Consider the following 19896-nt stretch of genomic DNA (forward strand, 5'->3'; position numbering starts at 1 on the left):
GCGTCAATGCGGTGGCGATGGGCTTTGCGCGTGCGCGGCGTTGCAGCGTTGGACAGCCCTCGGGTCGGAAAGCCGCAGCATCAGCCACGCGACAGCCACCGGACTCCTTTTGTTCGCGCTCGCGTGCGGACGCCTGCGACAATTACGAGCGCGTTCGTTGCGCGAGGATATGCGCGGCGAGGTTGCATTCCGATTTTTCCCGCGCGGCTGCCTCGAAAACGCACGAATGCCCGCGTGAAAGGCGTTTCATTGCAGATCGTGTCGTCGTCGCACCGAGCAGTGTGACTCAAAAGCCAACACGCTTTGTTATTTCGTGGCGGCGAGGCAACTGCTGATAAATTTTTCTTTCACGAATCAGCGCGGTGATTCATTTTCGCGACCTGGGGTCAATCTGGAGGCCAGAGGTATGAACGTTATTGTTTTCGCATCGCGTAAAGGCGGCTCGGGCAAAAGTACCCTGGCCGCACATCTTGCCGCGCAGATCAAGGCGAGCAAGCAGGTCATGCTGGTCGACGCGGATCCGCAGGGCTCGCTGACGCTGTGGCACAAGCTGCGCGGCACCAACGAGCCGCCGATCAAGTCGGCCGTGAACTCCGTCAGCGGCATCGTCTCCGCTGCCAAGCGCGACGGTTATGAATGGGTGTTGATCGACACGCCGCCGAACCTGTCGGCCGTCGTCGACGACGCGATCAAGAACGCCACCATGGTGGTCATTCCGGCGCGTCCCGGTGTGTTCGACGTCAACGCGGTGCAGGAAACCATCCAGATGTGCCGCGCGGCGCGCAAGCCCTACGCGGTCGTGCTCAATGGTGCCCCGGCCAAGCGCGACGAAGCCGAAAGCCCGATCGTCACCATCGCTCGCGAGGCGCTTGCCAAATTCCGTGCACCGGTGTGGGGCGGCCAGATCACCAACCGTTCGGATCTGCTGATGGCGCTGAGCCACGGCGAAGGCGCGCGGGAATATCAGGCCGAGAGCCGTGCAGCCCAGGAAATTGCGAGGCTGTGGGCGGCGATCGAGCGTTCGGTCAAGGCCATTCGCGGCACGGCGTCGGCGTCCGGCGCAATGCACAAGCAGGCGGCATAATTTTCATTCAATCATTCCCCGGACGACAAACGCGCGGAGCTCCGCGCGTTTTGCGTTTTGGGGGATGGCACGATCCGAAAAAGCGTGAAGCGGTTTTCCGAATGGATAGTGCTCCACAAAAGCCGATGAAAGCTACGCCACCATCAGCATGTAGAACACGATCACCGGCGACAGCGTCAGGATCACCGACCAGATGCCGGCGGCCCAGAGGATGTCCTCGGTGGTGAAGTTCTGCTCGGTGGACAAGCTCTCTCGTGCCGCGTCGTAATGCGACGCCACTTCGTTCCGACTATTCACAAACGCCCCCGCGATTTCTTCGCTTTATGGGCATCACGCTAGACGGGATGTTTTAAGATTCCGGCTCGCAATGCGCCGGGCATTTTGATTGCATTTGTGACGTCCGTTTAACCATCCGCGCAGGCAATTGCCTCAGGCGAGCCAGACCCGAAACAGCAACACCGGCATCAGGCCGAGCATCACTGCCCAGAACCCGAACGACGACACGACGAGAATTCCCTGCAAGAGATCGGCGGGCGCGAACTGGTGCGCGGCCGTAGGCCGGGTGCGATGCCCCATGGTATTCCCCATCCTGAAGACTTCGAATGCAAACGATAGGCGCGTTTGCGTAAACGAGGCGTGGATGCGCCATGCCGCGGATGCGAAGGGAGTTCGGGCGGGGTTAACCATCGGGCGCGCTTCTTCCCCTCTCCCACAATAAGGGGAGAAGGGGCAGGGCGTGAGTGGAGAGCGAGCGGTTACGCCGCGACTTGCATCCGACGCTCGATCTCGCGGTCGATCGTCGCTGCGAGCTCGCTGCTCACTTCCACCATCGGCAGGCGCACCTCGGGACTGTCGATCAGGCCTGAGCGCCACAGCCAGTACTTCGCCGGCGCCGGGCTCGGCTCGGTGAACAGCAGCCGCGTCAGCTCGGCGACCTCGTGCCAGCGCGCCTGCGCCGCATCGTGGTTGCCGCGCTTGTGCTCGGCATAGATGGCCGCAAACGTCGCGGTCTCGACATGGGCCGACAGCACGATGCCGCCGTCGGCGCCGTCGGTGAGCGCCTCGAGATAGTTCGCGTCCTCGCCGGTCAACACGCGAAATCCCTCCGGCCGGTCGCGCAGCAGCGCGATGGATTGCTCGCGGCTCGCCCCGCAATCCTTCAGGCCGACGATGTTCCTGTGCTCGGCGAGCCGCAGCATGGTCTGGTTGGTGATGTTGACCGAGGTGCGGTACGGAATGTTGTAGAGCGCCAGCGGCCAGGCGGCGTGGTCGGCGAGCGCCTCGAAATGCGCGAGAAGCCCGCGTTGCGACGGCCGCACGTAGTAGGGGCTCGCGATCAGGTAACCTTCGATCGGCCAGTCCGCGGTCCCGTCGAGACGGTCCTTCAGCCGCGACGTATCCGCGCCCGACAGCCCGAGGCAGACCGGGATGCTGCGACGTCCCGCCGCCATCTCGTCGCGCACGACGGCAACCAGCCGTTCAAGTTCGGCATCGCGCAGCGTCATGCCTTCGCCCGAGGTCGCCCCGAGGACAAAACCGTCGATGGCCTGTGCGCAATAGTGCCGCGTCAGCCGCCGCAGCGACGTCTCGTCGAGACGGCCGTCGCGAAACGGGGTCACCAGCGGCAGCCACAGCCCGTGCAAATGATCTTCAAGACCGGTCATGTTGGGTATCTCCTTCTCGTGAAAACCTGAGACGGAGGGCACATGAAAAAACCCCGTCCAGGCGGCGGGGTTTTCGGGATTGTCTGCGATGACGAAGTTTAGCTAGTGCGCGCAAAAATCCGATGCCCCGGGATGGGGGCCTTTTTTCGAGGCGGATGCCCTGAATGAAATTGCGCACGACTTCGTGATCATTCGTAAATGATGCGGGGTATGCGTGGAACTGTCAATACACGCGGAAGGCGAAGGTCAAATTGGACAGAAAAAAAGCCGGACCCAGAGGGCCCGGCTTAAGGTATTGGCCACGTGAGGCCGACACAATCACCTTCCAAGAGGGATTACTGAACTCCCGCGCCACTGGAGGAGGGGGACAAATGCGCAACGCGAAGGCTCAGCGTGCAAGCAGTATGGGCTTGACGAGCGGCATGCAGCAAGCGTCGAGGCCGCATGTCTGACATGCGGAAATCAGGACGGCCAGCGCTGCGCCTTGCTCACCACGAAGTCGCGGAACACCTGCACGCGCGCGACCGTCTTCAGCTCTTCCGGGTAGACGAAGTAAGTGTCGAGCTGGATCGAATCCGATTCGCCGAACAGCTGCACCAGCTTGCTCTGTTCCTCGACGAGGTAGTCGGGCAGTGCCGCGATGCCGAGGCCTTGCTGACAGGCGCGCACGAGGCCGAGGATGTTGTTGACCTTGAAATAGGCTTCGCGCGGACCCGAACCGTTGCGGCCCGCTTCGATCAGCCAGTTGCGGTTCTGCAGATGCGGCGCGAAGTTGCCGTCGGAGAGCGTGATGATGCGGTGGGAGTCGAGCTCTTCCAGCGTGCGCGGCGTGCCGAAGCGCTTGATGTATTCCGGCGAGCAATAGGCGTGGAAGCCCATCGCGAACAACTTGCGCTGGATGAGATCCGGCTGCGTCGGCTTGCGCGTGCGGATCGCGACGTCGGCCTCGCGCATCGAGAGGTCCAGCTCCTCGTCGGTGACGATCAGCGAGATCCGGATCTCCGGATAGAGCGCGGTGAATTCGCCGAGCCGCGGGATCAGCCAGTTGATGCCGACGCCGGGCGTGGTGGTGATCTTGAGGTCGCCGCTCGGCCGCTCGCGGCTGTCGGTGAGTTTCGCGCGCGCCGCCTGGAGCTGCATGAAGACGTCATGCGCGGTGCGGAACAGCAGATCACCTTGCTCGGTGAGGATCAGGCCGCGGGCGTGGCGGTGGAACAGCGAGACCGACAGCTCCTGCTCCAGCGCCGAGACCTGGCGTGACACTGCCGATTGCGACAGGCCGAGCTGCTCGCCCGCATGCGTGAAGCTGCCAGCTTCCGCCGCCGCGTGAAACACCTTCAGCTTGTCCCAGTCCATATCCGTAAATCCGTCGCGTGTTCGAGGCATGATCTTTATTCCGCTGCGGCGCGTTCGCTGGCGCGCAAGGCCAGGAAACGTTCGGCTTCGAGTGCTGCCATGCAGCCGAGGCCGGCGGCCGTGACGGCCTGGCGATAGGTTTCATCCGCGACGTCGCCGGCGGCGAACAGGCCGGGCACCGAAGTGGCGGTCGAATTCGGAGCGACCTCGACATAGCCCGAGGGTTTCAGCTTGATCTGGTCCTTCACGAGCTCGGTCGCCGGCGCGTGGCCGATGGCGACGAACACGCCGTCCGTCTTCACATCCGTGAGCGCGCCGGTCTTGACGTTCTTCAGGCGCACATGGGTGACTTTGTTCGGGTTCTCGGTGCCGCAGATTTCGTCGACGGCGGAGTCCCAGATCACCTTGATCTTCGGGTGCTTGAACAGCCGCTCCTGGAGGATCCGTTCGGCACGGAAGTGATCGCGACGATGCACGATCGTGACCTGCGAGGCATGGTTGGTGAGGTACAGGGCTTCCTCGACCGCGGTATTGCCGCCGCCGACCACCACGACTTCCTTGCTGCGGTAGAAGAAGCCGTCGCAGGTGGCGCAGGCCGACACGCCGCCGCCCTGGAATTTCGCCTCGGAGGGCAGTCCGAGCCAGCGCGCCTGGGCGCCGGTGGCGAGGATCACGGTTTCGGCGAGATAGACGTCGCCCGAATCGCAGGTGAGGCGGAACGGCCGATGCGAAGTGTCGAGCTTGATCACGAGGTCGGAGATGATCTTGGTGCCGACATGGACCGCCTGCTTCTCCATCTGCTCCATCAGCCAGGGGCCTTGGATGACGTCGGCGAATCCCGGATAGTTCTCGACGTCGGTGGTGATGGTGAGCTGGCCGCCGGCCTGCATGCCCTGGATCAGGATCGGCTCGAGCATCGCGCGTGCGGCGTAGATCGCGGCGGTGTAGCCGGCGGGGCCGGAGCCAATAATCACGACCTTTGCATGAACAGGAGCGGACATTTCGATGGACGCCTTTCACGGGGGATTTGCAGCGCGGGCGCGGAAGGAGCCAGGAGGCCTCGCGGAGGCGCTGAAATATCAGAGCTAATCTAAGCCTTCTGGTGAGCTATGCAAGAATTGCATTGCCTGTCGGCGGATTTTTCCAACAGGGAACAAAAGTCGATTGCGCTGCACGCGCAATAAAATTGCGCTATCCGCGCCGATTGGGCTATGAGGATTGCGAAAGACCACCCGATATCGCTGCAAAAGCCAGGAGTTCCATTCACGTGTCGCGGAACCTAGACGAGATCGACCTGAAAATTCTCACGGAAATCCAGGCCGACGGTCGAATCACCAATGTCGAGCTGGCCAAGCGCGTTGGTATTTCACCCCCGCCCTGCCTGCGCCGCGTGCGGGCGCTGGAGGAGGAGGGGTATATCCACGGCTATCGGGGGCTGCTGGATGCCCGCAAGCTCGGTTTCGACGTCACGGTGTTTGCCGCCGTGCACCTCTCCAGCCAGGCCGAGGCCGATCTGCGCGCCTTCGAGGAGTTTGTCCGCGCCGAGCCGCTGGTGCGGGAATGCTGGATGCTGTCGGGTGAAGTCGATTTCATCCTGAAATGCGTCGCGCCAGACATGGCGACCTTCCAGGATTTCGTGACGCACCTGACCGCCGCGCCCCATGTGCGCAACGTGCGGACTTCGCTGGTGCTGCACAATTCGAAATACGAGGCGGCGGTGCCGCTGGACGTGAAGGGGCGGAGGTAGGGCCTCCTCCGTCATTGCGAGCGTAGCGAAGCAATCCAGAGCCTTTCCGCAGAGGCAGTCTGGATTGCTTCGTCGCTTCGCTCCTCGCAACGACGAGCAGTGAGAGTGCGAGCCTCTCACATCCTCAGCAACACGTTGAAACAAAAAGGCCGCGCAGATCGCGCGGCCTTTTCAAAAACGTCACAGGCAGCGGCAAATATTTACCGCCACTCCACCTTGGTGATCTCGTACGCCTTGGCGCCGCCGGGGGCGACGACCTCGACGGTCGAGCCCTTCTTCTTGCCGATCAGCGCGCGCGCGAGCGGCGAGGTGATGGAGATGCGGCCCTTCTTGGCGTCGGCCTCGACTTCGCCGACGAGCTGCCACACCGTCTTCTTCTCGGTGTCCTCGTCGACCAGCGTCACGGTGGCGCCGAACTTGATGGTGTCGCCGGAGAGCTTCGAGATGTCGATGATGTCGGCGCGCGCGAGCTTGTCCTCGAGCTCGGCGATGCGGCCTTCATTATGGGACTGCTCTTCCTTGGCGGCGTGATATTCCGCGTTCTCCGACAGGTCGCCGTGCGAGCGCGCTTCCGCAATATGCTCGATGATGCGCGGACGGTCCTCGGACTGGCGCTTCTTCAATTCTTCCCCGAGCGCGGCAAAGCCGCTCGCTGTCATCGGAACCTTTTCCATCTCTTCTCTCGTCCTTCGATCGCGCGCCCCGCGAAAACAGAGGGCGCGGCAACCTTGATTCGTCAGTGCTCCGGGGCTGAACACGCCGCTCCCGGAACGTTATGTGGGCTTGGCGCCGGAACAGAACAACCACAATGGCCGGACAGTTCCTCCGGGCATTGTGGCTTCATCGCCAATCACTTAGCGGAAGGCTCGGCCTTCCGCTCGCGATCAGGTTTCCGAAAAGTAGCTCTGCAGGGTCCGAACCTCAAGGTCCCCGCCCAGATAGGCGCGGATGCCCTGCGCGGCCGCCACGGCCCCGGAAAGAGTGGTGTAATACGGTACTTTATGCAAGAGGGCCGCGCGCCGCAGCGAACGGCTGTCGGCGAGGGCCTGCGGGCCCTCGGTGGTGTTGAAGACGAGCTGGACGTCGCCATTGGTGATGGCGTCGACGATGTGCGGCCGCCCCTCCAGCACCTTGTTCACCTTCTCGGTCGGGATGCCCTCATCGGTCAGGAAGCGCGCCGTGCCCGATGTCGCCAAGACCTTGAACCCGAGCGAATGCAATTCGCGAACGGCTTCCGCAATGCGCGTCTTGTCGCTCTCGCGCACCGAGACGAACACCGTACCCTTGCGCGGGACCCGCGTGCCGCCGCCGAGCTGGCTCTTGGCGAACGCCACCGCGAAGGAACGGTCGATGCCCATGACCTCGCCGGTCGAGCGCATCTCGGGGCCGAGCACGGTGTCGACGCCGGGGAAGCGGGCGAACGGGAAGACCGATTCCTTCACGCCGACATGTTTGAAGTCCGCCTTCTTCAGCTTGAAGTCGGCAAGCTTCTCGCCGGCCATGACGCGCGCCGCGATCTTCGCGACCGGCGTGCCGACCACCTTGGCGACGAAAGGGACCGTGCGCGAGGCGCGCGGGTTGACTTCGAGCACGTAGATCTCGCCGTCCTTGATCGCGTATTGCACGTTCATCAGGCCGACGACGTCGAGGCCGAGCGCGAGCTCGCGGGTCTGCCGCTCCAGCTCCCCGATCATCGTCGCGTCGAGCGAGTGCGGCGGCAGCGAGCAGGCGCTATCGCCGGAATGGATGCCGGCTTCCTCGATGTGCTCCATGATGCCGACGATGAAAGTGTCCTTGCCGTCGCAGAGGCAGTCGACGTCGATTTCGGTGGCATCGGACAGATAGCGGTCGAACAGCAGAGGGTTCTTGCCGAGGACGGTGTTGATCTGCCCGGTCTTGTCGTTCGGATAGCGCGCCTTGACGTCGGCCGGCACCAACTCCGGCAGCGTGCCGAGCAGATAGTCGCTGAGCTGGTTCTCCTCCCGGATGATCTGCATCGCGCGGCCGCCGAGCACGTAGGACGGGCGCACCACTAGCGGCAGGCCGAGATCGGTCGCAACCAGGCGGGCCTGCTCGACCGAATAGGCGATGCCGTTCTTCGGCTGCTTCAGACGGAGCTTGTCGAGCACGCGCTTGAAGCGGTCGCGGTCTTCGGCAAGGTCGATCGCGTCGGGCGAGGTGCCGAGGATCGGCACTTCGGCGGCTTCCAGCGCGCGTGCGAGCTTCAGCGGTGTCTGGCCGCCAAACTGAACGATCACGCCGTGCAGCGTCCCGTTGGTGCGCTCCTTCGCGATGATCTCCAGCACGTCCTCGGCGGTGAGCGGCTCGAAATAGAGCCTGTCGGCGGTGTCGTAGTCGGTCGACACGGTCTCCGGGTTGCAGTTGACCATGATGGATTCGTAACCGGCGTCATGCAGCGCGAAGCAGGCGTGACAGCAGCAATAGTCGAACTCGATGCCCTGGCCGATGCGGTTCGGCCCGCCACCGAGGATGATGACCTTCTTCTTGTCCGACGGCGCGCTCTCGTCCGCAGGCGCACCCGCGAACAGGGCCTCATAGGTCGAGTACATGTAGGCGGTGGGGGAGGCGAATTCGGCCGCGCAGGTGTCGATGCGCTTGTAGACGGGACGAACGTCGAGCGCGTGGCGCTTCGCCGTCACCTCGGCTTCCGTCGTCTGCGCGATCACGGCGAGCCGTGCGTCGGAGAAGCCCATGGCCTTGAGCGTGCGCATGCCGAAGGCGTTGCCCGGCAGGCCGTTCTTGCGGACCTTCTCTTCCATGTCGACGATGCCGCGCATCTCGCTGAGGAACCACGGGTCGATCTTGCAGGAGTTGAAGATCTCTTCGTTCGACCAGCCGAGCCGCATGGCCTGGGCGACCTGGAGCAGCCGGTTCGGCGTCGGCGTTCCGAGCGCGGCGCGGATCGCGTTCTTGTCGTCGTCGCGGCCAAGCCCTTCGATCTCGATCTCGTCGAGGCCGGTCAAGCCGGTCTCAAGCCCGCGCAAGGCCTTTTGAAGGCTTTCCTGGAAGGTGCGGCCGATCGCCATGACTTCGCCGACCGACTTCATCGACGTGGTCAGCGTGGTGGAGGCGCCGGGGAATTTCTCGAAGGCGAAACGCGGCACCTTGGTGACGACGTAGTCGATGGTCGGCTCGAACGAGGCCGGCGTGGCGCCGCCGGTGATGTCGTTGGCGATCTCGTCGAGCGTGTAGCCGACCGCGAGCTTGGCCGCGACCTTCGCGATCGGGAAGCCTGTGGCCTTGGAAGCCAGCGCGGACGAACGCGACACGCGCGGGTTCATCTCGATCACGACCATGCGGCCGTCTTCGGGATTGACGCCGAACTGCACGTTGGAGCCGCCGGTCTCGACGCCGATCTCGCGCAGCACCGCCAGCGAGGCGTCGCGCATGATCTGGTATTCCTTGTCGGTCAGCGTCAGCGCCGGCGCGACCGTGATGGAGTCGCCGGTGTGCACGCCCATCGGATCGAGGTTCTCGATCGAGCAGACGATGATGCAATTGTCTTTCTTGTCGCGCACCACCTCCATCTCGTACTCTTTCCAGCCGAGTACGGACTCTTCGATCAGCACTTCGTTGGTCGGAGACGCGTCGAGGCCGCGCTCGATGATGTCGAGGAATTCTTCCTTGTTGTAGGCGATGCCGCCGCCGGTGCCGCCCATCGTGAAGGAGGGACGGATGATCGCGGGCAGGCCAATCTCGGACAGCGCCATCAGCGCCTGTCCCAGCGCATATTCCTGATAGCGCTTGCGGCGGTCGCCCTCGCCGAGCGTCCACTGCCGATCGTGCTCTTCGAGGGCTGCGCCCGAGAGCTTTTCGCGTTCAGCCTGACGCTTGTCGCGGAAGGATTTCTTCAGGGCGGAGGCGTTGGCGAGCCGCGACTTCGGCGTTTCTAGCCCGATCTTGGTCATCGCCTCGCGGAACAGCTGGCGGTCTTCCGCCTTGTCGATGGCATCCGCGGTGGCGCCGATCATCTCGACGTCGAACTTGTCGAGCGTGCCTTGCTGGCGCAGCGACAGCGCGCAATTCAGCGCGGTCTGTCCGCCCATGGTCGGCAGCAGTGCGAAGCCGCCGGGAATGACGTGACGTTCCTTCTCGATGATCTTGGCGACGATCTCGGGCGTGATCGGCTCGATATAGGTCGCATCGGCCAATTCCGGGTCGGTCATGATGGTCGCCGGATTGGAATTGACGAGGACGATGCGATAGCCCTCTTCCTTCAGCGTCTTCACCGCCTGCGTGCCCGAATAGTCGAACTCGCAGGCCTGGCCGATCACGATGGGACCGGCGCCGATGATCAGGATGGTGGTGATGTCTGTACGTTTGGGCATCAACTCTCGCCGAAGTGGAATTTGGGCACAAAAAAAGGGCGCGCTTGCCGCGCGTCCCCTTGAGCCGACAGCGCGGTGGTCTCCCTCTCGCGCGCGGGTGGGTCATAGACCAGATACCGGGGCGGCGAAACCCCGAAAAACGCCCATCAACCGGCAATTTTGACGGGTTTTGGCCGCGCCTGCCAGCCACGCGCGAGATGCACCAGAAGCGAGGCGGCAACGCTCGTTCCGCCGATCCAGCCAAGGTCGTTCGGCGACATCGTGGCCAGCACCGCGCCCCCTAAGGCCCCGCCGATGGCGAAGCCGAGATACATGGCAGAGGCGTTGAGCGAGAGCGCGATCATCGAGGCCTGCGGCTCGATCCGGATGATGCTGGCGATCTGGGCCGGATAGAACGCCCAGCCCGAGATACCCCAGAGGAAGATGGTGCCCAGCACAGCGTAATGGGCTTGTCCGGGCATCAGCTTCAGGACCAGCGAATGCAGAATCAGGGCGCTGGCCATCCCCGCGAGCCCGAGGGCCGCGGTCGCGAGCGTGCCGAGCCGGTCGGCCAGGACTCCGCCCAGCATGTTCCCGATCGCAGCCGCGGCGCCAAACACCAGCAGCGCAAGGCTGATTTGCGATGCGTCGAAGCCGAGGCCGCGCAGCGGGACCGCGAAATAGGTGAACACGGTGAAGCCGCCGAGCGCCCATAGAATCGTGATCAGAAGCGCGATCAGGACATTGCTATGGCGCGCCACCGCCAGCCGGTCGCTGAGCGACGCCGTGTTGCGCGGCAGGCCACGGGGCAGGCCGAGGAGCAGGCCGGCGAGCGCAACGGCGCCGATCAGGGCGACCATCCCAAAGGTCGCGCGCCAGCCCAACAGGCTGCCGACGAGATTACCCAGGGGGACGCCGATCACGGTCGCAACCGTGAGGCCAGAGGTCACCAGCGCCACCGCGCGGCCGCGCCGTTCGGGCGAGGCGACGGCGATCGATACGGCGAGTGCGGTCGGCATGCACAGCCCGGAGCCCAGCGCCATCAGCATGCGTGAGGCCAGCAGCAGGGCGTAGTTGGAGGCCACCATCGCCGCGAGATTTCCGGCGATGAAGGTCGCCAGCGCCAAAGCCAGCACGGTGCGGCGGTCGATGTTGTTCAGCGTCACCGCCAGGATCGGCGAACCCACGGCGTAAGTGAGGGCGTAGGCCGTGACCAATTGGCCGGCGGCCGAGACCGAAATCGACAGGTCAGAGGCGATCGACGGCAAAAGCCCCGCAATCACAAAGCCTTCGGTGCCGATCGCGAAGGCTGCGAGAGCCAGCCAGAATACGCTCATTGGACAATATCCCTATGTTCAACGTTTATTGAACTATTGAATGCTGCGGTTGAGGAGTCAATTGGTTCAAGAACTATTGAACATTGCGGCCGCTTTGCTATGATTTCCGGGTCATGAGCCGCACGCCTCTCCATCCCACCCGCGAGCAGATCGAGCTGCCGATGGTTCTGGATTGCCTGAGCGATCCGATCCGGTTGGCGATCGTGTACCAGCTGGCCCAGCAGGAACGTGTCAGCAGCGAACTCTGCTGCGGCGACTTCACTGCACTCGCCGGCAAATCCAACCTCGCCTATCACTTCGCCAAGTTGCGCGAATGCGGCGTCATGCAAACGCGCGTGGCCGGCACTAACCGCTTCATGCGGCTCCGCCGCGAGGATCTGGATGCGCGTTTCCCAGGCTTGCTCGATGCTGTGCTCGGTTCCGCGGCCAAGGATGCGGAACGGCTGCAACTGCTGTCGGAGTGTGAAGTGGTTGAGGCGGATTGATGGTTGAGGCGGGCAGTCCGTCTACGCTTGCGCTTCGCTCCAGCTACGCCGGACACGCTTCGCCCCTGCGGGTCTTGCGTGGCTGCGCCACGCGTAGCCCCGAAGGGGCGAAGCGTGGAGACCCGGCCTGGATTTGAACCAGGATGTAGAGCGATGCACTGCTCTCGCGTAGACGCTTCCGCCACCGGGCCGCGCCGATCATTGCCGATCGAGCTGCGACAAGCCACCTCAGGCGGCCGTTATGCTTAACGCACCAGCGGTGGCCGCGCGATGAACGTCATGCGCCAGCGATTATGGCCGATATTGGTGTGTGCGCGCTGCGCGGCGAATCCGGCCGCGGTGAGTTTGGCGACGATCTCGTCCTCGCTGTAGCGCTGCAGTCCGATGCGCGTGCGCAGATGACGGTAATCTGACAGCGCGGTGCTGATCAGCCCGACCAGCGCGTCCTTCAGGAAGCCGTGACGCAGGCCGAAGCTGAGCAGGGCCATCACGTCGCGACCCATGCCGACGTCAGGCTGCAAGATATCTCCGAGCACCAGCTTGCCGGATGGCGTCAGCAAGCGCCGGATGTTGACGAACGCGGTATCGAGTTCGTCCGGTGTCATGTATTGCGCGACCGAGTTCATCACCACCAGATCGATGGACTGATCCTGCATCTTGCGGACGTCATCGAGCGAGCGGACGCGGATTTTCATGTTCGGGGCAAACCGCGCGATCAGCCGGCCACGCACGCCCGGAGCGGGCTCGGCGAGGATCAGCTTGCCGCAGGCCGATGCCACCTGGCTCGCCGACAGCGCTTCGCCGCAGGCGTAGTCGAGCACGGTCGCCTCGGGCGAGGTGATGTAGCCGATGATGTCCCGCGCAATGATCCGGAAGTGCACATCGCGATGCAGCTTGCTGACATAGATCGTATGCGTGGAGTCGTAGTAATCGATCCAATCGTCCATGGTATCCCGCCCCAACGGTTCCTATCTAGGAACCGGCGCCGCCCTCCTTGCGTTAGGGGGGCGACGGCGCGCCGTCAATGTCCGCGTCCTAACAGGAAGGTTTATCGTGAGCAAAGCCCCCAGCAAGGTCTCGCCCGACCTCGACACCCCTACCGATCTGTCCGCGGCGGCGGTCAAGAAGGTCTCGGAAGCGCTCAACGTGCTTCTGGCCGACGCCTTCGCGCTATACCTCAAGACCAAGAATTTCCACTGGCACGTCAGCGGCCGGCACTTCCGCGACTACCATCTGCTGCTCGACGAGCAGTCCGACCAGATCTTCGCCACCACCGACCAGCTCGCCGAGCGCGTCCGCAAGATCGGCGGCGCCACGCTGAAGTCGATCGGCCAGGTCGCAAAGCTCCAGACCATCAAGGACAATGACGAGGATTACGTCCCGCCGCGCGAGATGCTGCGCGAGCTGATGCAGGACAACAAGCACGTCGCCGCGGCGATGCGCAAAGCGCACGAAGTCTGCGACGATGCGGGCGACGTCGCCAGCGCAAGCCTCCTGGAAAACTTCATCGACGAGACTGAGCGCAGGACGTGGTTCCTGTTCGAGGCGACAAGACAGGAAGGCGGCAACGAGGCGTAAGGCCCGGTGCGTAGGGTGGATTAGCCGAAGGCGTAATCCACCAATTCTGTCTCCGCGGAAACGGAAGAGGTGGATTACGCTTCGCTAATCCACCCTACGGCACCGCGCTTTTTGGCTACCGCCACAACCGCATCAACGCCCCGTCCTTGCCTGTCACAGGATCGGCCGGAGGCAGCGCGACTTTCGGAATCGTCTTCAACGCCTTGGCGCGGTTCTCCGCCGTCGCCCTTGTGATCTCCATCTTCGATCCCGGCGGATAAGCGCCGATCACGCAGAAATCGCTGCTCGCCTGGATGCACCGATGTCCGGTGCCCGCTGGCAAAATCGCGACATCCCCGGCCTTGATCTCCAACTCCTGGCCATGATCGCCGCCGAAGCGGACGCGGGCACTGCCACGCGCAACGCCGAGCACCTCATGCACCGTCGCATGATAATGCAGAAAATCGTAGACGCCGTTGCGCCACGTGCCGCCCCAGTGGTTCGCTTCGAACAGGTTTTCGATTGTCTCTTCCGGCTGTTTGGAGTCGACCTTCACCGCACCCTGGTAAACCAGGAAGGGGAGAATGTTGTTCGGCACGAGCCCGTCATCCTCGAAGACGATGGCGAGCGGCTCGGCATTGTCGCGGATGACGGACATGGCGGGGCTCCTGCACGAATGTAGCAGGGATTCAACGAGGGGCGTGAGACGACGTTCCTTCGACGAAAAAGCCCGGGACGAGCCCGGGCTTTTCAGAATGTATCGCGATAGTTCGTCTTACGCGCTCTTCTTCTGCCGCATCAGATCGGCAAAGCGCTGGAACAGATAGTGCGAGTCGCGCGGACCCGGTGAGGCCTCGGGGTGGTACTGCACCGAGAACACCGGCTTGCCGTCGAGCTGGATGCCGCAATTCGATCCGTCGAACAGCGAGATGTGGGTCTGCGTCGCACCCTTCGGCAGCGTCGCCTCGTCCACCGCAAAGCCGTGGTTCATCGAGGTGATCTCGACCTTGCCGGTGGTCTCGTCCTTGACGGGATGATTGGCGCCGTGATGGCCCTGATGCATCTTCTTGGTCTTCGCGCCGACGGCGAGGCCGAGCATCTGGTGGCCCAGACAAATGCCGAAGGTCGGCGTGCCCGACTTGATCACGTCCTTGATGACGGGGACCGCGTACTTGCCGGTCGCAGCCGGATCGCCCGGACCGTTGGACAGGAACACGCCGTCCGGCTTCATTGCCAGAATGTCTTCGGAGGAAGTCGTCGCCGGCACCACCGTCACCTTGCAGCCAACGCCGGCGAGCAGGCGCAGGATGTTGCGCTTGATGCCGTAGTCGATGGCGACGACGTTGAACTCGGTCTTGTCCTGACGGCCAAAGCCTTTGTCCCACAGCCAGGGCGTCTCATCCCAGGTGAAGCGCTGGCCGGAGGTGACCATCGGCACGAGGTCCATGCCTTCGAGGCCGGGCCATTCGCGCGCTTCTTCCTTCAGGCCATGCAGATCGAACTCGCCGTTCTTGGCGTGGGCGATCACGGCGTTGGGCATGCCCTTGTCGCGGATCAGCGCGGTCAACGCGCGGGTGTCGATGCCGGAGAGGCCGATGATGCCGCGGGCCTTCAGCCACTGGTCCAGGTGCTTGGTGGCGCGGTAGTTCGAGGGATCGGTGATCGCGGTGCGCAGGATCACGCCGCGCGCACCCGGCGTCGCGGCCATGTTCACCGTCTCGATATCTTCGTCGTTGGTGCCGACGTTGCCAATATGCGGGAAGGTGAAGGTGATGAGCTGGCCGGCATAGGAGGGATCGGTGAGGATCTCTTCATAGCCGGTCATCGCGGTGTTGAAGCAGACTTCACCGACGGCGTGGCCTTCGGCGCCGAGGCCAAAACCTTCGAGCACCGTGCCATCGGCGAGCACGAGGAGCGCGGTCGGTTTATGGTCCGGCCAGGCGGTATCGTTTTCGGATTGTGTCATAAGCCCGCTTCATAGTCCCCGCGGGCGCTGCCGTCAAAGCGGAGAAACGCGGATTCACATGCGTTTTTGCATATTTGACAGGTCGCCTCGGCCACTTCAGCTTGGCGGCACAATTTCTGGCAATTTGAGCGGCTTGCGAGGCAATAATGGACCACGCCACCCCGATTCTGCTGGTTCCGGGGCTGGCCTCCTCGGCCCGGATCTACGCCCCGGTGATCCCGGCGCTCTGGCGGTTCGGCCCGGTGATGGTTGCCAACCATATCCGGGACGACAACATGGCGGCGATCGCCGCCCGCGTGCTCAGCGAGGCGCCGCCGCGCTTCGCGCTCGCCGGCCATTCCATGGGGGGCTATGTCGCGCTCGAGATCATGCGCCAGGCGCCGGAGCGGGTGGCAAAACTCGCACTGATCAATACCCAGGCGCGGCCCGATACGCCCGAGGCGACCGCGCGCCGCCGCGGCCTGATGGAGCGCGCCAGGCGCGGCGAACTGCGCGCGGCGCGCGAGGAGATGTTTCCGGAGCTGGTGCATCACTCACGTCGCGACGATGCGTCCATCCGTCAACTCGTGCATGAGCAGGGCGAGGACGTCGGCGTCGACGGTTATCTGCGGCAGCAGAACGCGATCATCGCGCGGGTGGATTCGCGGCCGATGCTGGCAACGATCACATGCCCGACGCTGGTGCTGACGGGCGACCAGGACAACACCATTCCCAACGCGTTCTCGAAGGAGATGGCGGAGGGCATTGCCGGCGCGAAGCTGGTCGTGCTGCCCAATTGCGGGCACCTGCCGCAGCCGGAGCAGCCCGAGGCGACAGTGCGGGCGCTGGTCGAATGGCTGGGACCCCCGGTTGTCTCGGGGGCGCGAACGGCCTAGATCAGGCATCGGATATTCGAAGGGATCACGATCATGCTGCGCGACGACATCAACAATGCGGTCAAGGAGGCCATGAAGGCCAAGGACGAGCGCAAGCTGTCCACGCTGCGCATGGTCAACTCGACCATCAAGAACGCCGACATCGAGGCGCGCGGCAACGGCAAGCCGCCGCTGAGCGATGCCGATCTGCTCGGCGTCTTTCAGAAGATGATCAAGCAGCGCCAGGAATCGGTCGAACTCTACGACAAGGGCGGCCGCGCGGAGCTTGCCGCGCAAGAGCGCGAGGAAATTGCGATCATCTCGGCCTATCTGCCGAAGCAGATGTCGGATGACGAGGTGAAGACGGCGATCGCGGACGCCATCGCCGAGACCGGCGCCGCCGGCATGAAGGACATGGGCAAGGTGATCGCGATGTTGCGCGCGAAGTACGCCGGGCAGATGGACTTTGGTAAGGCCAGCGGTCTGGTGAAAGCGGGGCTGTCGGGCTGACTGTCATTCCGGGGCGGCGCAAAGCGCCGAACCCGGAATCCATCGCGCCGCTTGAATCCGTTGCTTAATGGATTCCGGGCTCGCGCTCCGCGCGCCCCGGAATGACAAGAAGAACAAGGGGAGGCAACCGATGACCGGCGCCATCAAACCGTTTCGCATCGCCATCAGCGACGACATTCTCTCCGACCTCAAATCACGTCTCGCCCGCACGCGCTGGCCGGAGGCGGAGCTGGTCGACGACTGGAGCCAGGGCGCGCCGCTGAAATGGATCCGGGAAATCTGTGCCTATTGGGCGAACGACTACGACTGGCGCGCACGCGAGACAAAACTCAACCGCTTCGAGCAGTTCACGACGGAGATCGACGGGCTCGACATCCACTTCATCCATGCGCGCTCGAAGGAGCCGTCCGCGCTGCCGCTGATCATCACCCATGGCTGGCCGGGCTCGATCGTGGAATTCCAGAAGGTGATCGCGCCGCTGGTCGATCCCGTCGCGCATGGCGGTAATGCCTCGGACGCGTTTCACGTGATCTGCCCCTCGCTGCCGGGTTTCGGCTTCTCTGCAAAACCCCAAGCCACCGGCTGGGGCGTCGACCGCATCGCCGCGACCTGGGCGAAGCTGATGGACCGGCTGGGCTACGCGCGTTACGGCGCGCAAGGCGGCGATTGGGGTTCGGCGGTGACGACCTCGCTCGGCGGGCAGGATCCGGAGCATTGCGCCGGCATCCACATTACGCTCGCCTTCAACGCGGCGCCGAAGGTCGAGGGTGAGCCGACGGCGGAGGAGAAGCGCGCGCTCGCCGGGCTCAAGCACTATGTCGATCTCGATTCCGGCTATTCGAAGCAGCAGGCGACGCGGCCGCAGACGCTCGGTTACGGTCTGACGGATTCGCCGAGCGGGCAGGCCGCCTGGATTTTGGAAAAATTCTGGGCCTGGACCGATTGCGACGGCCACCCCGAGAACATTTTCGACAAGGACGAACTGCTCGACAACGTCATGCTCTATTGGGCGACGCAGACGGCGACCTCCTCCGCGCGGCTCTATTGGGAGAGCTTTGGCAAGCGCCGGACCACGCCGAAGGTCAATGTGCCCACAGGCGTTGCCGCATTCCCCAAGGAGATCATCACGCCGGTGCGGCGCTGGATGGAGCCGAATTTTTCGCGCATCACGCATTGGAGCGAGATGGAGAAGGGCGGGCATTTCGCCGCATTCGAGCAGCCGGAGCTGTTCGTGCGCGATGTCAGGACGTTCTTTGCGACGGTGCGGTAGCCTCGCCCTCAGCCGTCATGCCCGGGCTTGTCTCGGGCATCCACGGCCTTAAACTGATCGCCAAGAAAAACGTGGATGGCCGGAACAAGTCCGGCCATGACGACGCTGCCAGGAAACGCCGGATCATGCTGACCGAAGCCGCAACCTACGACGAGCTTTATCGCAACTTCCGCTGGGACCTGCCTGGTCGCTTCAACATGGCGGAGGCGTGCTGCGACCGCCACGCCGACGGCACCGGCCGCCTCGCGCTGGTCTATCTCGACGAGAACGGCGTCACCACGCGCACCTCCTTCGACGAGGTCGCAGAGATGTCGCGGCGCTTCGCCAATGTGCTGAAGGCCGATGGGCTCACGGGTGGCGACCGCGTCGCGGTGTTCCTGTCGCAATCGCTGGAGCTGCCGATCGCGCACATCGCGGCGTTTCGCTCCGGCATGATCTCGATCCCGCTGTTCGCATTGTTCGGCGAAGACGCACTGGAGTTCCGCCTGTCGAACTCGCAGGCCAAGGCGATCGTCACCGACGAAGGCGGCTGGGAGAAGCTCGCAAAAATACGCAACCGGCTGCCGGACCTGAAGAACGTCTATATCGTCGGCGAACGTGCGCCCGCGGGCACGAAATCGTTCTGGGATTCGACGAGGGCCGCGTCGCCCGACTTCACGCAGGTCGACACCTCATGCGACGATCCCGCGCTGATCATCTACACCTCAGGCACGACGGGCAATCCGAAGGGCGCGCTGCATGCGCACCGTGTCGTGCTCGGTCATCTTCCCAATGTCGAGATGTGTCACAATTTCCTGCCACGGCCCGGCGATCTGATGTGGACGCCGGCGGACTGGGCGTGGATCGGCGGGCTCGTCAACGGCCTGTTCGCATTCTGGTATCACGGCATTCCGCTGGTCGGCCATCGCGCCCGGAAATTCGAGCCGCAGGCGGCGATGCAGATGATGGCCGATCTCGGCGTGCGCAACGTCTTTCTGCCGCCGACGGCGCTGAAACTGATGCGGCAGGCCGGCGTGAAGCATTCCGGCGTCAAGCTGCGCAGCATCTTTACCGGCGGTGAATCGCTCGGCGGCGAGTTGCTCGGCTGGGTGCGCGAGACCTTCGGCATCGACGCGCACGAGGTGTTCGGGCAGACCGAGTGCAATCTCGTGATCGGCAGCAACTCCAACCTGTTTCCGATCCGCCCGGGCTCGATGGGCAAGGCGACGCCGGGTTTCGACGTTCGCATCGTCAACGACAAGGGGGAGGAACAGCCCCGCGGTCAACGCGGCATCGTCGGCGTGCGGCAGCCGTGCCCGTGCACGATGCTCGAATACTGGCGCAATCCGGACGCGACCGCGAAGAAATATGCCGGCGAATTCCTGCTCACCGGCGATCTCGGTGTGCAGGATGAGGACGGCTATTTCTGGTATGTCAGCCGCGAGGACGATGTCATCACCACCGCCGGCTATCGCGTCGGCCCGTCCGAGATCGAGCACACACTGATGAAGCATCCGTCGGTGGCGATGGCCGCCGTGGTCGGCATTCCCGATCCGATCCGCACGGAATCGATCAAGGCCTGGATCGTGCTGCGCCCCGGCTTTGCGCCGGGCGATGCGCTCGCGCGCGAGATCCAGGAGTTCGTCAAGGTGCAGCTTGCCGCGCACGAATATCCGCGCTTCGTGGAGTTCGCTGAGACGTTGCCGATGACGGCAACGGGAAAAGTTCTGCGGCGCGAGTTGCGGACGCGGGGTTAGGG

Annotated in this window: 18 protein-coding genes; 8 read left to right on the forward strand and 10 right to left on the reverse strand. The window is 63.8% G+C overall.

All coding sequences use genetic code 11. From position 1 onward, the window contains the following. Nucleotides 1-406: 406 nt before the first annotated feature. Nucleotides 407-1084, forward strand: coding sequence for a ParA family protein (locus tag AB7532_RS05880; protein ID WP_027547672.1), 678 nt, complete (start codon nt 407-409; stop codon nt 1082-1084). A 429-nt stretch (nt 1085-1513) separates the two neighbouring features. Here AB7532_RS05880 and AB7532_RS05885 read toward each other — a convergent pair whose 3' ends face one another. The 4 genes from AB7532_RS05885 to trxB all read right to left on the reverse strand — a co-directional run bounded on the left by AB7532_RS05885 (nt 1514) and on the right by trxB (nt 5105). Then, nucleotides 1514-1660 carry a hypothetical protein gene (locus AB7532_RS05885; protein WP_441233874.1) on the reverse strand — a complete coding sequence of 49 codons (147 nt, stop codon included), beginning with the start codon at nt 1658-1660 and terminating at the stop codon, nt 1514-1516. Nucleotides 1661-1839: 179 nt separating this feature from the next. Then, the gene (locus AB7532_RS05890; RefSeq protein WP_441233875.1) at nt 1840-2748 is read right to left on the reverse strand and encodes a 4-hydroxy-tetrahydrodipicolinate synthase family protein; all 909 of its coding nucleotides are present in this window, start codon (nt 2746-2748) and stop codon (nt 1840-1842) included. A gap of 462 nt (nt 2749-3210) precedes the next feature. Further along, nucleotides 3211-4134: a LysR family transcriptional regulator gene (locus AB7532_RS05895; RefSeq protein WP_084809887.1), complete on the reverse strand. Its 924-nt coding sequence runs from the start codon at nt 4132-4134 to the stop codon at nt 3211-3213. Between the two features lie 5 nt (nt 4135-4139). Then, nucleotides 4140-5105 (reverse strand): thioredoxin-disulfide reductase, encoded by a 966-nt coding sequence (gene trxB, locus AB7532_RS05900; protein ID WP_441233876.1) that lies wholly within the window; start codon nt 5103-5105, stop codon nt 4140-4142. 266 nt (nt 5106-5371) lie between these two features. Here trxB and AB7532_RS05905 point away from each other — a divergent pair, with 266 nt between their 5' ends. Next, a complete protein-coding gene (locus tag AB7532_RS05905) occupies nt 5372-5851 on the forward strand; it encodes an Lrp/AsnC family transcriptional regulator (protein ID WP_027547667.1) in 480 nt (159 codons plus the stop codon). A gap of 200 nt (nt 5852-6051) precedes the next feature. Here AB7532_RS05905 and greA read toward each other — a convergent pair whose 3' ends face one another. The 3 genes from greA to AB7532_RS05920 form a co-directional block, all read right to left on the reverse strand. Continuing rightward, the gene (gene greA, locus AB7532_RS05910) at nt 6052-6525 is read right to left on the reverse strand and encodes a transcription elongation factor GreA (protein WP_092029605.1); all 474 of its coding nucleotides are present in this window, start codon (nt 6523-6525) and stop codon (nt 6052-6054) included. Between the two features lie 210 nt (nt 6526-6735). Continuing rightward, nucleotides 6736-10200, reverse strand: a complete 3465-nt coding sequence (gene carB, locus AB7532_RS05915; RefSeq protein ID WP_441233877.1) for a carbamoyl-phosphate synthase large subunit — start codon at nt 10198-10200, stop codon at nt 6736-6738. 146 nt (nt 10201-10346) lie between these two features. After that, a complete protein-coding gene (locus AB7532_RS05920) occupies nt 10347-11516 on the reverse strand; it encodes an MFS transporter (protein WP_441233878.1) in 1170 nt (389 codons plus the stop codon). A gap of 113 nt (nt 11517-11629) precedes the next feature. Between AB7532_RS05920 and AB7532_RS05925 the strand changes: the two genes are divergently transcribed. Further along, a complete protein-coding gene (locus AB7532_RS05925) occupies nt 11630-12001 on the forward strand; it encodes an ArsR/SmtB family transcription factor (RefSeq protein ID WP_441233879.1) in 372 nt (123 codons plus the stop codon). Nucleotides 12002-12246: 245 nt separating this feature from the next. Here AB7532_RS05925 and AB7532_RS05930 read toward each other — a convergent pair whose 3' ends face one another. Then, nucleotides 12247-12948 (reverse strand): class I SAM-dependent methyltransferase, encoded by a 702-nt coding sequence (locus AB7532_RS05930; protein ID WP_441233880.1) that lies wholly within the window; start codon nt 12946-12948, stop codon nt 12247-12249. A gap of 106 nt (nt 12949-13054) precedes the next feature. Here AB7532_RS05930 and AB7532_RS05935 point away from each other — a divergent pair, with 106 nt between their 5' ends. Beyond that, nucleotides 13055-13579 (forward strand): Dps family protein, encoded by a 525-nt coding sequence (locus AB7532_RS05935; RefSeq protein ID WP_441233881.1) that lies wholly within the window; start codon nt 13055-13057, stop codon nt 13577-13579. A 115-nt stretch (nt 13580-13694) separates the two neighbouring features. Here AB7532_RS05935 and AB7532_RS05940 read toward each other — a convergent pair whose 3' ends face one another. Further along, complete coding sequence (locus tag AB7532_RS05940) at nt 13695-14216, reverse strand: cupin domain-containing protein (protein ID WP_441233882.1); 522 nt, start codon at nt 14214-14216, stop codon at nt 13695-13697. Between the two features lie 117 nt (nt 14217-14333). Then, nucleotides 14334-15524 (reverse strand): glutamine-hydrolyzing carbamoyl-phosphate synthase small subunit, encoded by a 1191-nt coding sequence (gene carA, locus AB7532_RS05945; protein WP_441233883.1) that lies wholly within the window; start codon nt 15522-15524, stop codon nt 14334-14336. A 146-nt stretch (nt 15525-15670) separates the two neighbouring features. On the opposite strand from carA, the gene AB7532_RS05950 reads away from it, so the two are divergent. The 4 genes from AB7532_RS05950 (at nt 15671) to AB7532_RS05965 (ending at nt 19894) form a co-directional block, all read left to right on the forward strand. Beyond that, nucleotides 15671-16399, forward strand: a complete 729-nt coding sequence (locus tag AB7532_RS05950) for an alpha/beta fold hydrolase (protein WP_441233884.1) — start codon at nt 15671-15673, stop codon at nt 16397-16399. Between the two features lie 33 nt (nt 16400-16432). After that, nucleotides 16433-16888 carry a GatB/YqeY domain-containing protein gene (locus AB7532_RS05955; protein ID WP_441233885.1) on the forward strand — a complete coding sequence of 152 codons (456 nt, stop codon included), beginning with the start codon at nt 16433-16435 and terminating at the stop codon, nt 16886-16888. Between the two features lie 130 nt (nt 16889-17018). After that, nucleotides 17019-18158, forward strand: a complete 1140-nt coding sequence (locus AB7532_RS05960; RefSeq protein WP_441233886.1) for an epoxide hydrolase family protein — start codon at nt 17019-17021, stop codon at nt 18156-18158. A gap of 125 nt (nt 18159-18283) precedes the next feature. Beyond that, complete coding sequence (locus tag AB7532_RS05965) at nt 18284-19894, forward strand: AMP-binding protein (protein WP_441233887.1); 1611 nt, start codon at nt 18284-18286, stop codon at nt 19892-19894. Nucleotides 19895-19896 lie beyond the last annotated feature (2 nt).

It is taken from the genome of Bradyrhizobium sp. 930_D9_N1_4 (genome assembly GCF_052076015.1).
Classification (GTDB): Bacteria; Pseudomonadota; Alphaproteobacteria; order Rhizobiales; family Xanthobacteraceae; genus Bradyrhizobium.